The following is a 13,451-nucleotide window of genomic DNA, read 5'->3' on the forward strand; positions in this document are numbered from 1 at the left end:
AAAAGTCTCTTATCAGCCATGACCAAGTCAGCTGAGCCGCTTCATCGATCGCTTGGACTGACCCAGAATAAAAGTGCGAAGTTCTTTATCACCATCGAGAGACAGCCTGTGCTCCGAACCGAATTCATCGATGACTGCAAATTCAAATGCGCTGGTGTTTTCGCGCCCATCCTGAGCATCGGCAGAAATATATTTAACCAGCGTTAATTTGCCGGGCACTTCATTGATAGGCACGGTCATAGGTCCCAGCGGACTGCGAACTCGCGCAACCTGCCCATAAATCGGCGCCATATAACCATACATATTTCTGCGACCATCTTCAGTACCGCGAATATTTCCGGACAAGTAAACCCGCACCGCATCTTCGGAATCATAGGCGTGCAATTTCACCTCACTGCTATACCAGTCAAGGAGGTGTATTTGCCGGCCTTCGGCGTGGAGGCCGATGTGATAGATCTGGACCGAATCAAATTGGGCCCTTTGCTGCGCGTCATTGTGTTTATTCAACGAAAAACTGTTGAGTGGGTACTCTTTCGGCGGTATGGCTTCCAGTGTGATGCTGCTGTCAAACCCAACACCATTGCTTCGTAATACCACGCCATTAATGACGATTTCGGCGGCCACTTCCATAATGCCTGGCCTGGAAGCGGAAACCCAAAACTCAAAAATTTGCACTGGATCAGCATCGTCGCTGATGCGGTTATCACTCACCCGCGGGATCTGCGTAACCCGTGGTGCTCCACCGGACACTTCATGGGCGTAGCGATTTTCCTGCACAGAGGCGGTCCATTCACCGTCAAGCGGCCGACCGCCGTTGTAAGCAATCAAGCGCAGCGACTGCAATGCGGGATGCCCATACAACGAAGCGCCGTCTCCATCGTTATCGACGCCGTAGATAAATACCAACACGCGCACTTGCATGCGACCGTTGGCGTAGAGCGTTTTATGTCGGCCAGACCTTGCGGAGTCTAACTTCACTTCAATTCGAGAAACATTAAGTGACTCGTCGCGCATACAATAGCTCCGGATAAATTAATAAAGTGCGCCCCTTTCGAGGCAGCCAGGAGTATTGACACACAACCACTACAACAATAGAACCTCAGACATTCGACAAGCTGTGAGATAACACAACTTACGAAACATATGAAAACAAGATCTTACGAATCACAGCAACTGCTTAAACATTCAAAAACTGCAAAGTTAAAACATGACTTATGCCGCTGATCTCCAGGACCTTTGAACTCCAGGATCACAGGCTTCTGACGTTCAGCTTTGGACGTCTTAAACGATTGGATATGATCAAGGCTGGTTAGAAAAAACCAGCCTCGGGGTTACTTTCATTAACACTCGGTCAACTTTCTGAATCCGTCCAGTATCCACGCTCTGAAGAGTCAGAATCAGACTCCGCCTCTGAAAAAACCTCTTCGATTATGATTTTCATCTCCCGATCCATGCTGGCCTGTTCCAGGTACTGGGTGATGCGATTTCTCGACACGTCAGTCAAGGGGTTGCCGGTCAAGTCGATAAATAGAGCTTGCGTGTCCGGGATATCGAGCAGCTCGTGCCCCACATCGGTAATAAGGTTGTTCTCCAGCGACAGCACATTGAGTTGCTTGAGCCCGCCTATTCCCGAAGGCATTTGCGACAGGTGGGCGTCGTGCATTATCAATTCCGTCAAGCCGTGCATGTAGCCCACATGCGGGGCAACTGTCAGTGGATTATGTTCAAGACTCAGGTAGGTAATGGTTTCTATCCTGGACAACCCCTCAGCCGTTGCCTCAGAAAGCCTGAGCGAGCAATTACGCAGCATAAGCTGACGTAGTTCACGCATCTGAAAAATCCCTGGTGGAAAAACCTTCATTTCGACGCCAGTGACCAGGAGTTGTTGAACATTGGGGAAACTGTCGAGAAATGCACCTATCTGTGCGCCAGGGTTTTTCGCTGACAACACTAACTCTGTTACGTACTCGAATCTGGCGGATAACCGTGGTAATTCACCAGCAAAGTCGAAGAAGGACAAAAATTGATAGTCGCCGTAACCCCATTGCGAGACTGACTTGCGTTGCCAGATATCTTGCAGCATCGCACTGAACTTCTGACGCCTCTGTACCTGCTCGGCAAGCGCGTCGACACTCCATGCTTTGCCCCCCGTCGGATGGGGAGGCTCCTCGGTACTCCACCTCGCCAATTCCTGACGCAGCCCTGCGAGTTCTTTCTCCAGCCGAATCAAAACGCCGTGCGGATCGCTGTGTAAACGCTCATTTATAAACGTCGCCACATCGTCTTCCGAAATTGCCGGGTAAAGATCACGAACCCGATCGGCAACAGGCTTCGGCGCTGCCGGGTAGTGATCGGCTCCGCCCCGCAGATGGCCAGCCTGCCGGTGCGGCGCGAAAGGTGCCTCATAAATATAGGGCAACGGTGCCAACCCCAACACTTCGCTTAGAGCTTGGTTCGAGGGTAAGGGTTGTACACGGATCAATTGTAGTAATGACGCCCCCGAGCCCCCTGTCATGCCCAGCGCCTTTCGCTGTGAAGGCGACAACACGGACCAGACTGCCGAGGGAAGGTCATTCACCGTTTGAGGTGACGGACTGTCCGTGCTTTGCACGGCATAACCCGCATCCTGACGAACCAGTACGTGACGAGCCGGCGAGCGAGCATCGCCGATAGCGTTCAAAAGATGTCCGTCGAATGCGCCCTGGCGCATCTCGATTCGAACCTGCTGCGGCCAATCCGCGAGACGCCCGACCATGTGCAGCGCCAACCGGTCACTGTCCGGATGGGAGACCGCGTTCAAATAAACCCCTTCAACTGCTCTGGCGAGGCGAATTGCTCGCAGGACCATTAGCGCCTCCTCTGCCACTCTCCGGGGTATGCCTGACTGGTTGTGCATATGCAAACGTTCGGCGGAGCTGGTAGTGCGCCATATCGCCTCGGCGAAGGTTTTCGGCAACTCAGGAAAAATTCGTCGCAACTGCAATGTGTTTTCATCGCAGTCGAGCTCGAATGCGCGCTCATGCGCCTGAAAGAGCGCGGCGCGATCCTGTTTTTCCGTGCGGCCCATTGTCTGATCGAGGCGAAATCGCCGAAGGGTGTCCTGAAGTAGCGCGCCAGGATGCAGACGAGCGTCAACCGGGCGTGCCCGCGTGTCATCAAAGCCACTCACTGCAAGAATACGTGCGACCGTGACCTCGGAAAACTCGTAGATGGAATATCCCATGCGGTGAAACAGTGCGGCCGTTCGCCCATGCGCCGAGTGGCTATCCACCGGGTACCAGAATCTGCCTTCGCTGTCCGGCGCGAGTAAGGGGCCGGAAGCCTCGCGCTCTCGAGTGATTGCTGCACGAAACATCCCGCTTTCGGCGTCCCTGACCACTTGTACAAAATGCTCCTCATCCACGGCGACATATTGACGTTGCTTCAACGCCCGAATGCCCAGTGCGTCGGCTTTTCCGAGGTTATTCGAAGTGGGTATCCAGTAATCCTCCAAGGACGGCTTCGCGACGAGTTTCCCGACGTCAGGCGTAGCGGGCGGCATCAGGCTCGGGATTACGCTGATGACCTCCACCGCTTCTGCCGAATCTGGCCTCCAGAAAGACAGCAGTGGATCCGGGCGATGCGACACAGATGGCAAGGGCGGATCGACACGCGGAGGCCGATGTGGGGTGCCAGCGTTGAAGTCGAGATTTTTAGTGTGTGCAGGTTTGATCTTTGGCGGTTTGCCAGCCATGAATTCTCATCCTTGAGGTGCAATTGCAAAGACCCCGCATTACGCCGGGGTCAACGCATGACATAGGTACAAGTACGCTAATTTCGAATACTTGACGTTTGGAAGGCTCAGCTTATCCGCATGTACGCTGTGCAACGGTATATCTGTCTACCACATCCATCAGATGAAAATTGAGAGACACTGAACTTACCCGCGTTCCAGATTCAAGGCGCGGGACACGAAGTCCGTGCGTATCGCCAGCTTATGTTCCGAACCGTGTTGATCGATTGCGCGAAAAGGGAATACGTTGCCATTCTTGTACGAGCGCTCCAAACTCGAGTACACCGACAGTCCTTGCACCACCGTGAGTTCGCCGTCACGGTCATTGACCGTTACGGGATAAAATTTTCTCTCCCGCGTTATGGCATCCGCCGTGAAGGTGTAAGTTATAGAGTTTCCATTGAAAGGCAGGCCGACACTCAACGCGCGTTCTCTTGGGCGCACCAAAACAGCTGTAAAAAAGTTTGTCTCATATTCATTAAGCTTGTTGGCGGCAGCAAACACAGGATCAGTATCAGCGCGTACGTCGGCCACCCAGTCAACCAGTTTGATTTGCTGCCCTTGCGGATAAAGTCCGAGATAATAGTTCCAGATTCGATTGCCCGGCTCCTCATTACCGCGTCGGGTCGCCTTCCAGCGAAACTGTTCAATGGCATAGGACAAAGGTGGAAGTGCTTCCAGGGTCACGCTGCTGTCGTGGATACTGGCAAGCGTACTTGCATTGGAACGAATCGTTTGCCCGGCCAGGGACAGGCGCGCGGCCACTTGGGTCGTGCCTGCCACGGACGAGGAAACCCAGAAGGTGCGGACCTGCGGATGGAGCAAGTCATCCACTTCCTCGTCCTCGAGAACCGACGCGGTAATGCCCGAATTCGGCGCTTCAAGGGTAAAGCGCCCTTGCTCAGTACTTGAGGTCCAGCCATCACGCAACGGTTTGCCAGTGGTGTAATGAATAAGTTCGATGCTATTCATTACGTCAGCCGGTACCGGCACCCTATCGCCATTGATGTCAGCTGCAGAGACCAGAACTTGCACTTTCACCTGCATACGACCATTGCCGAACAGAGACTTGCTTCGGGCGGCTTCACCGGCGTCAAACTTAACTCTGAAGTTAGTGATGCCGTCGATGGCACCCGAATGAATTGGTTGACTCTGCACTTCACCCATATTTTCAATCATGCTGCAGTTCCTTTGACGTTATAGTGACTTGGCGTAATAGCCAATGAACAAGCTATTGAGCAAAGGAATAACATGACCGTCAAATCAGCAGCAAAGCAAAAGATGTAAGAAACATGCACTTATAAGTTAACAACAAGCAGTCACTTGTCAACTCAAAACAACACCCATGTTATCAAGCATCAATGTTCATCATTGTAGACAAACTTGGGCATTTCCCAATGAAAACGGATTGCCAACAAGCGCAACAGAAAACCACCAAACAGTGTGATCAGAATAGACTGTTCATTCGGCAAGTTTAGATACAGACAAAGCATGTAGCACCACGCCGCCGCAAACGAGACACTGGCGTACAGCTCCCGACGAAAGATCAGCGGGATGTCGTTACAGAAGATATCGCGCAGGATGCCGCCGAATACTCCGGTGATCACGCCGCTGACCGAAGCCACCAACATGCCGTGGCCCATTTCCAGCGCGGTCATGCAGCCGATCAGGGTGAAGGCCACCAGACCGACAGCATCGAGCACCAGAAACAGCGAGCGCAGGTGGCGCATCCAGCGTGCGGTGAACACCGTGAACATCGCGGCGAGCGAGGTCAGCACCAGATATTCCGGATGTTTGACCCACGTCAGCGGGTAATGCCCGAGCAGCACATCACGCACCGAACCACCGCCCAACGCCGTGACACAGGCGATCAGCACCACACCAAACCAGTCCATGCCACGACGACCGGCAGACAGTGCGCCGGTCATGGCTTCAGCGGTGATGGCGACGAGGTAGAGCATTAGCAACATGGTGGCGATCCTTGCAGGAAGGCGCGCAGTCTACTCACTTCGCCATGGCACCAAAAGAGGGCAGCAGCGCAGTCCTCCGATGTCAGAACTTGATGAAATGCTCGCGGTAGTGCTGTAGCTCGGCGATCGACTCGCGGATGTCGTCGAGCGCCAGGTGTGTACCGCCCTTCTTGAAGCTATCGCGTACGTCCGGCGCCCAGCGGGCCGCCAGTTCCTTGAGTGTCGAGACGTCGAGGTTGCGATAGTGGAAGTAGCTTTCCAGCGCCTTCATATGGGTATAAAGGAAGCGACGATCCTGGCAGATGCTGTTGCCGCAAATCGGCGACTTGCCCTTCGGCACCCACTTTTCGAGGAAGGCGATGGTTTCGGCTTCGGCTTCGGCCATGCTGACGCGGCTTTCACGTACGCGCTGGGTCAGGCCGGAGTTGCCGTGGGTGCGGGTGTTCCACTCGTCCATGCGCGCGAGGACTTCGTCGCTGTGGTGGATGGCGATGACCGGGCCTTCGGCCAGGGTGTTGAGGTCGCTGTCAGTGACGATAGTGGCCATTTCGATGATGACGTCGTTATCCGGATCCAGACCGGTCATTTCCAGGTCGATCCAGATCAAGTTCTGCGGGTTCTGCATATTCGGGCTCCTAGGCAATGCTGCGCAGTTTAGCTTAGGCCGGTGGCCGGGCGTGCTAAACTCGCGGCCGTTTTACCTAATCGCTGCATTCTTCAGACGGAACACCCATGGCCAAACGCCAACTCAATCGACGTCAAAACTGGCGCATCGAAAAAATTCAGGGCGAGCGCGCCGCACGCGCCGCCAAACGCGAGTCCTCGGCTGTCGAGGCACTTGAAGGTGGCGACCTGGGCCCGGAACAGACCGGCCTGGTGATCGCGCACTTCGGTGTGCAGGTCGAAGTCGAGGCCAAGGACGGCGAACTCGCCGGCCAGGTGTTCCGTTGCCACCTACGCGCCAACCTGCCGGCGCTGGTGACCGGCGACACCGTCGTGTGGCGTGCCGGCAACCAGGGCATCGGTGTGATCGTCGCGCAATTGCCGCGCACCACCGAGTTGTGCCGCCCGGACAGCCGTGGCCAGCTCAAACCGGTCGCCGCCAACGTTGACATGATCGTCATCGTGTTCGCCCCGCTGCCCGAGCCGCATGCCAACCTGATCGACCGCTACCTGGTCGCCGCTGAACACGCTGGCATCCGTCCGCTGTTGCTGCTGAATAAATTCGACCTGATCGACGAGCAGAACGCCCCGGCGCTGAACGCGTTGTTGGCGGTTTACCGCACGCTCGGCTATCCGGTGCTGGAAGTTTCGGCGCACCACGGCAACGGTATGGAACAGCTGCAACAGCAGCTCGATGGGCGCATCAGTGTGTTCGTCGGCCAGTCCGGCGTCGGCAAGTCGTCGCTGGTCAACAGCCTGCTGCCAGAGGTTGAAACCCGCGTCGGGCCGCTGTCCGAACTCTCCGGCCAGGGCACGCATACGACGACCACCGCGCGTCTGTTCCACTTCCCCGGCGGTGGTGAACTGATCGACTCCCCGGGCATCCGCGAATTCGGCCTCGGCCACGTCAGCCGCGCCGACGTCGAAGCCGGCTTCATCGAGTTCAACGACCTGCTCGGCACCTGCCGCTTCCGCGACTGCAAGCACGATCGCGAACCGGGTTGCGCACTGCTCAAGGCCTTGGAAGATGGCCGCGTGCAGCAGCAACGGATGAACAGCTATCGCTCGATCATCGCCAGTCTGCCTGAAAGCGGCTATTAAACAGCCAAGCCGGCAGCGCCTGTCTCGGGTGCTGCCGGTTGTCGGACCCGCCCTTACAAACCCCCTGTTTTTTAAACATCAGAATTTTCTGTAAGGCCTGCACACGCCTGCTTGCAGGACATTTCTCTTTTGCCGCACACATCTTGTAGGCATCTCCCAGATGCCTACATTCAGTTCCTCGTCCGCACTTTCGCGACCTCCGAGGAACCCCATGCAAACCTACCATTTGTTCATCAGTCATTCGTGGAACTACTCCCATGCCCACGACAATCTGGTACGCCTGCTCGGCGCTCAGGCGGATTTCACATTCAAGAATTTTTCCGTACCGCCGCACAACCCGATCATGGGCGCGCAAACCGACAAGCAACTTGAACTGGCCATCGAAGACAAGATCCGGCCCTGCTCGGCAGTGCTGATCATGGCCGGGATGTATTCGACCTACAGCAAGTGGATCAACAAGGAGATCGAGATCGCCAAGCGGATGGGCAAGGTAATCATCGCAATCAAACCGTTTGGCGCCGAGCGGATTTCCACCGTGGTGCGCAACGCCGCACAGGCCGAGTGCGCGTGGAACACCAACAGCATTATCAGCGCGATTCGTCTGCATACGGCGGAGTAATCATGCGCAAGGGACTGTTTATCGGGATCAACGACTACAAACACATCTCGCGCTTGAGCGGGTGCAGCAATGACGCCATGGCCATGGCGTCCGTACTGAAAACCGACGCCAATGGCGACCCCAACTTCAAGAACGTGGTGCTGACGTCCGCCGAGGATCACTTGAGCAGGGAGAAACTCGAAGACCAGATGCGCGAACTGTTTTCCGGCGACTGCAACGTCGCGCTGCTGTACTTCGCCGGGCATGGCGGCTTCGACACTGACAATGATGAAGGCATGCTGTTGCCGCAGGATTACCGCAACACCAAGGATGGCATCCGCATCAGCGACATCCTCAACTGGGCAGCCAAAGCGACCAGGATCAAGAACAAGGTGATCATTCTCGACTGCTGCCAAAGCGGCGCGGCCGGCGAGGTGCGCGCCTTGCGCAGTGAAAGCAGCGTGGTCGGCGAAGGCATGACCATCCTGACCGCGTGCAAAAAGGAAGAGTCGGCCCTGGAAGGCGCGCAACACGGTGTGTTCACCGGGCTTCTGTTGCAGGCGTTGCATGGCGGCGCAGCCAACATCCTCGGCAAGATCACCCCCGGCAGCCTCTATTCCTTCGTCGACAATGCGCTCGACGCCTGGGAACAGCGCCCGGTGTTCAAGACCAACGTGTCGCAATTCATTTCCCTGCGTGAAGTCTCGCCGCTGATCCCCAAGGAAATCCTGCGCAAACTCCCTGAATGGTTTTCCGAAGCGGAGTCGGTTTTCCCGCTCGATCCCAGCTACGAACCCACCGAAGCCACTTTCCAGCCGGAACACGGCGAAGTCTTCGCCCAACTGCAAAAGTGCAACCGCCACAGCCTGATCGAACCGATGGACGCCGAACATATGTATTACGCGGCCATCCACTCAACCGGCTGCCGACTCACCGCCCTCGGCGCCTATTACCGCGAACTCGCCCTCAAAGGACATTTCTGATGCCAGTCTTCATCAGCTACCGCCACATGGATCGCGCGTACGCGATGGCCATCAACAGCCGCCTGATCAGGGCCAACATCAAGACTTACCTTGACGTGCTGGACCTGGAATCGCAGACCACGGATGACATCACCGGGGTCATTACGCGCAACATCACCGAATGCACGCACTTGCTCGCAGTGGTTTCGGAGAAAACCGCGTTGTCGTGGTGGGTGCCGTTTGAAATCGGCGAAGCGACCATCAGCAACCGGCGGATCTGTTCCTTCAGGACCGGGCCAGCGGAGTTACCGCTGTATCTGGACAAATGGCCGAAGCTGAGCACGGAAAGTGATCTGGATTTCTTTATTGATGCGTATCGTGAGGAGGTGTCGAACAAGCGGTCGATGTCACTGGAATCAATGAGTGAATCCGTCAAGGGCAGCTACAAACGCAATGCCGACATGTTCCACGAACAATTGAAGAACCGGATTCGGCGCGGATTCTGAAAACGCATCGCCCTCGAAAGCCCTCACCCTAGCCCTCTCCCAAAGGGAGAGAGGGCTGACCGAGGTGGGTGTTCGAGTTACGCCGCCGTCAAACACCGAGTCGAACTCAGGTTTTGAACCGCATGAAGATCGGCTCCCTTTCCCCCTCGTCCCCCGGGGGGAGAGGGCTGGGGTGAGGGGGAAAGGGAGCCGATCATAGACACAAAAAAGCCGCGATCATCTCGCGGCTTTTTTGTGAATCACTGCTTCGGCGCAGGGGCCGGTGCAGTGGCTGGTGGTGCGGTCGGCGCACTCCCCGGCTCAGCCGGCTTGGGCGCGGCGTCGTCGAACAGGTTCAGCCGTTCGCGCAACTCGTGCGCAGGCACCGGCTGCTGGTCCGCCGGCAAGGCGTTCGGGTCGACCGGGGTTGCCGGCGCGGCACCATTCTGACCTTGTTCGGCCGGCTTCGCAGCGTCGGGGCCTTGCGCACCTTCGATGGCCGCCTGAGCCTTTTTGGTCAGCACCACGATGTCGATGCGACGGTTGATCGGGTTGAACGGTTTTTCCTTGTCGAACAACGCCGACGAGGCGTAACCCACCACCCGCGCCACTTGCGCGTCTGGATAACTGCCGGCGATCAGCGCACGCCGTGCAGCGTTGGCTCGGTTGGCTGAGAGCTCCCAGTTGCCGTAGTCGCCGCTACCGATATACGGCTTGGCGTCGGTGTGGCCGCTGATGCTGATCTTGTTCGGCACCGCTTTGATGGTGTCGGCCATGGCCAGCAGGATGTCTTCGAAATAAGGTTTCAGGCGCGCGGAACCCGAGTCGAACATCGGCCGGTTCTCGGCGTCCATGATCTGGATGCGCAAGCCGTTCGGCGTGATCTCGAAGAGGATCTGGTCCTTGAATTTCTGCAGCTGCGGGTTCTCGTCGACCTTGTTCTGCAGTTCCTGCAGTAACAGTTCCAGGCGTTCTTTCTCGACCATTTCGGCCATGCCTTCGACTTGTTCGGTGTCGACGGTGACCTTGTCCGGTTGCGGCTGAGACTTCACCTCGGGGTTGAGGGTGTTTTCCGGCGCCAGCGTCGGCGTACCGCCCAGATCGATGATGTACGGCGTACCGCTTTCGGAGAAGCCGACCGGGTCCTTGAAGTAACCGGCGATGGCGATCTTCTGTTCCGGCGTTGCAGTGGACAACAGCCACAGCACCAGGAAGAACGCCATCATTGCCGTCGCGAAGTCGGCGAAGGCGATTTTCCACGCCCCGCCGTGATGCCCGCCGGCTATGCGCTTGACGCGCTTGATGATAATCGGCTGATTATTTTCCATGACTTATCGACCGCGAACCGCTTGTTCCAGCTCGGCAAAGCTTGGACGGTGCGCCGGGTACAGAACCTTGCGACCGAACTCGACCGCCAGCGATGGCGGCATGCCGGAAGCCGAAGCCACCAGCGAGGCCTTGATGGCTTCGTAGACGTTGAGCTCTTCCTTGGCATCGTGGGCCAGGGAATGCGCCAACGGACCGAAGAAACCGTACGCCGCCAGAATACCGAAGAAGGTACCGACCAGTGCGGCACCAACGTGCAGGCCGATGGATTTCTGATCGCCTTCACCCAGGGAGGCCATGGTCACCACGATACCGAGTACCGCCGCAACGATACCGAAACCCGGCATGGCGTCGGCAATGCCGTTCACCGCGTGAGATGGGTGCTCGAGGTCTTCCTTGAGGCTGTACAGCTCCATGTCGAACAGGCCTTCCAGCTCGTGCGGAGCCATGTTGCCGGAGGACATGATGCGCAGGTAGTCGCAGATAAACGCGGTCATGCGTTCATCTTTAAGCACCGCCGGGTACTTGGCGAAGATCGGGCTCGCGGCGGCATCTTCGATGTCGCCCTCGATGGCCATCATGCCTTCGCGGCGGCTCTTGTTGAGGATCTCGTAGATCAGCCCCAGCACTTCCAGATAGAACGTGTGGGTGAAACGCGAACTGAACATGCTCAGGGATTTCTTGAGCACGTGCATCGTCATATAGCTGGGGTTGGCCTGGAGAAAAGCGCCCAGTGCAGCACCGCCGATGATCAACACCTCGAAAGGCTGGATCAGGGCCGCAATTTTGCCGTGGGAGAGCACGTATCCGCCGAGCACGCTCGCGAATACGACGATGATGCCGATAATTTTAGCCATAGGTAGAAAGTACTTATTTAAGTCGGGTTCAAGGTCATATTCGGAAGTTAAAAAATCTCTTCTTCTACTTATCGGCAAAACTGCGCCAGACTATAGCCAGTTCAGGCGAAAAGCCAATTTAGCCCATGCCGGGCGCGTCTACAGTCAGTGAAGATCTCGTCCAGACATGGCTAATGAAACGAACGTCCCACACGCACAACCGACCACACTCGAGGGCTGGGTAAAACTGCTCGACAGCGTCCTGCTGCCCGTACCGCAGGAGGCGCACGACAAGGTCTGCCGCGCGATCCGCGACAATCGCAGCTCGCTTCGCGACATTGCCGACCTGATGCAGGACAGCCCGGCGCTGGCCTTGAGCATCATCCGTGAGGCCAATCGTCACACCCACGGCAACATGGCCACGCCGGCAGAAAATCTGGAAGTGGCGATCAATCGACTCGGCCTCGCCCGCACCGAAGAATTGCTCGCGCGCCTGCCCGCCGTTGCGCAGATGCAGATCCCCAAGGCCCTGCGCCAACTGCAAATGATCAGCCAGCACGCCACGCAACAGGCCAACGGTTTTTTTGCCAGTCGCCTGGCGCGGCTGTGGCAGGACATTCATTGGGGCAGTCTGCTGTTCCTCTCGCCGCTGTGGCCGCTGGCGCTGACTTATCCGCAATTACTTGAAGAGTGGGAGCTGCGCGTTATCCACAAGGGTGAATCGGCGCGCACTGTCGAGAAGCAATTGTTTGGCGTGCGTCTGCTGAAAATTGCTGAAGCATTGGTCACCGTCTGGCATCTGCCGATCTGGGTGCAACAGGGCTATAGATTGTTGCTCAGCGAGCAACGCGAACTGGTCAAAGTGCTGCGCATCGCGCGCGACAGCGAGCATCCGCTGCGCCAGCAAAACCGTCTGGACGATGATCCGACTCTGCGCCGCTGGCTCAATCAGCCAGCCAATACCGTGTTGCTGGCCAACGGCCTGGCGCTGTCGGCGCAGCAGGCGTGGGACAGCCCGCACAGTGAGCGCTGGCAGTACCTGACCAGTCTTTATCTACAGATTTCGATGGACGAGGTGCAACAACAACTGCACCAGCAAGCCGCCAACAGTGCGCGCCAGCATGCGATGCCTGATCTGTGGCACCCGGCAGTTTCGTTGCTGTGGCCGTGGGGTACGCGTCGCTTGCCCGCTGGCATGCTGCCTGCTGCGGCGCCCAATGCCGAAGATTTGACCCAGTGGCGCCGGCAATGCGCCGAACTGTTGGCCGAACCGAGTCGCTTCACCAATGCCATGAGCCTGACCGTCGCCGCGCGCGATGCACTGGTGGCCAGCGGCATGCGGCGGGTGATGATCCTGATGGCTGATCGCACGCAGTCCAATCTGCGCGTGCACCAAACGGTTGGCCTGCCGAAAGAGGCTGCCGCGCTGAATTTTGTCGTCAGCCAGAGCAAAGTCCTGCAACGGTTGCTCGCGCAGCAGGCACAGGTGCGGATCAATCCAGAGAACAACGCGCAATTCTCCGCACTGCTGCCGCCGGGCCTGCGCACGCTGTTTCGTGGCGAGCATCTGTTCCTGCGTTCACTGGTCAATAACGGCCGGGTGATCATGATCGTCGTCGCCGATCAGGGCGGCGGGCCGTTCGCCGACATCACCGTGCAAGCCTTTGGCAAAACCGCGCAGTGCATCGAAAAAGCCCTGCACAGCTTTAGCAGCCGTGGCCGGTGAGGCTGCGCTACA

The 13,451-nt window shown here is 57.1% G+C and carries 12 protein-coding genes; 5 read left to right on the plus strand and 7 right to left on the minus strand.

Features of this window, described 5'->3' with window-relative positions:
• Positions 1–27: 27 nt before the first annotated feature.
• The 5 genes from AB4P91_RS02765 to orn form a co-directional block, all read right to left on the minus strand.
• A complete protein-coding gene (locus AB4P91_RS02765; RefSeq protein WP_395604275.1) occupies positions 28–1,014 on the minus strand; it encodes a hypothetical protein in 987 nt (328 codons plus the stop codon).
• 337 nt (positions 1,015–1,351) lie between these two features.
• On the minus strand, positions 1,352–3,733 hold the full coding sequence (locus AB4P91_RS02770; RefSeq protein WP_395604276.1) for a hypothetical protein: 2,382 nt from the start codon (positions 3,731–3,733) through the stop codon (positions 1,352–1,354).
• Positions 3,734–3,919: 186 nt separating this feature from the next.
• Complete coding sequence (locus tag AB4P91_RS02775; protein WP_395604277.1) at positions 3,920–4,951, minus strand: hypothetical protein; 1,032 nt, start codon at positions 4,949–4,951, stop codon at positions 3,920–3,922.
• Positions 4,952–5,130: 179 nt separating this feature from the next.
• Entirely contained in the window at positions 5,131–5,742 is a 612-nt protein-coding gene (locus AB4P91_RS02780; RefSeq protein ID WP_150594030.1) for a trimeric intracellular cation channel family protein, read from the minus strand.
• Between the two features lie 82 nt (positions 5,743–5,824).
• Entirely contained in the window at positions 5,825–6,367 is a 543-nt protein-coding gene (orn, locus tag AB4P91_RS02785) for an oligoribonuclease (RefSeq protein ID WP_150594029.1), read from the minus strand.
• 107 nt (positions 6,368–6,474) lie between these two features.
• Between orn and rsgA the strand changes: the two genes are divergently transcribed.
• The 4 genes from rsgA (at position 6,475) to AB4P91_RS02805 (ending at position 9,572) form a co-directional block, all read left to right on the plus strand.
• A complete protein-coding gene (gene rsgA / locus AB4P91_RS02790) occupies positions 6,475–7,506 on the plus strand; it encodes a small ribosomal subunit biogenesis GTPase RsgA (RefSeq protein ID WP_042557374.1) in 1,032 nt (343 codons plus the stop codon).
• Positions 7,507–7,717: 211 nt separating this feature from the next.
• On the plus strand, positions 7,718–8,125 hold the full coding sequence (locus AB4P91_RS02795) for a TIR domain-containing protein (RefSeq protein ID WP_395604278.1): 408 nt from the start codon (positions 7,718–7,720) through the stop codon (positions 8,123–8,125).
• 2 nt (positions 8,126–8,127) lie between these two features.
• The gene (locus tag AB4P91_RS02800; RefSeq protein WP_150596061.1) at positions 8,128–9,087 is read left to right on the plus strand and encodes a caspase family protein; all 960 of its coding nucleotides are present in this window, start codon (positions 8,128–8,130) and stop codon (positions 9,085–9,087) included.
• Entirely contained in the window at positions 9,087–9,572 is a 486-nt protein-coding gene (locus tag AB4P91_RS02805) for a toll/interleukin-1 receptor domain-containing protein (protein WP_150594026.1), read from the plus strand. The genes AB4P91_RS02800 and AB4P91_RS02805 overlap by 1 nt, the downstream gene beginning before the upstream one ends.
• Positions 9,573–9,811: 239 nt before the next feature.
• Here AB4P91_RS02805 and motB read toward each other — a convergent pair whose 3' ends face one another.
• Together motB and motA are read right to left on the minus strand one after the other, a co-directional pair.
• Positions 9,812–10,879 carry a flagellar motor protein MotB gene (motB, locus tag AB4P91_RS02810; protein WP_150596059.1) on the minus strand — a complete coding sequence of 356 codons (1,068 nt, stop codon included), beginning with the start codon at positions 10,877–10,879 and terminating at the stop codon, positions 9,812–9,814.
• Between the two features lie 3 nt (positions 10,880–10,882).
• Positions 10,883–11,734 (minus strand): flagellar motor stator protein MotA, encoded by an 852-nt coding sequence (motA, locus tag AB4P91_RS02815; protein WP_150594024.1) that lies wholly within the window; start codon positions 11,732–11,734, stop codon positions 10,883–10,885.
• A gap of 166 nt (positions 11,735–11,900) precedes the next feature.
• Between motA and AB4P91_RS02820 the strand changes: the two genes are divergently transcribed.
• Positions 11,901–13,439 carry an HDOD domain-containing protein gene (locus AB4P91_RS02820; RefSeq protein WP_150596058.1) on the plus strand — a complete coding sequence of 513 codons (1,539 nt, stop codon included), beginning with the start codon at positions 11,901–11,903 and terminating at the stop codon, positions 13,437–13,439.
• Positions 13,440–13,451 lie beyond the last annotated feature (12 nt).

The sequence above is a fragment of the Pseudomonas sp. B21128 genome, assembly GCF_044218865.1.
Classification (GTDB): Bacteria; Pseudomonadota; Gammaproteobacteria; order Pseudomonadales; family Pseudomonadaceae; genus Aquipseudomonas; species Aquipseudomonas iridis.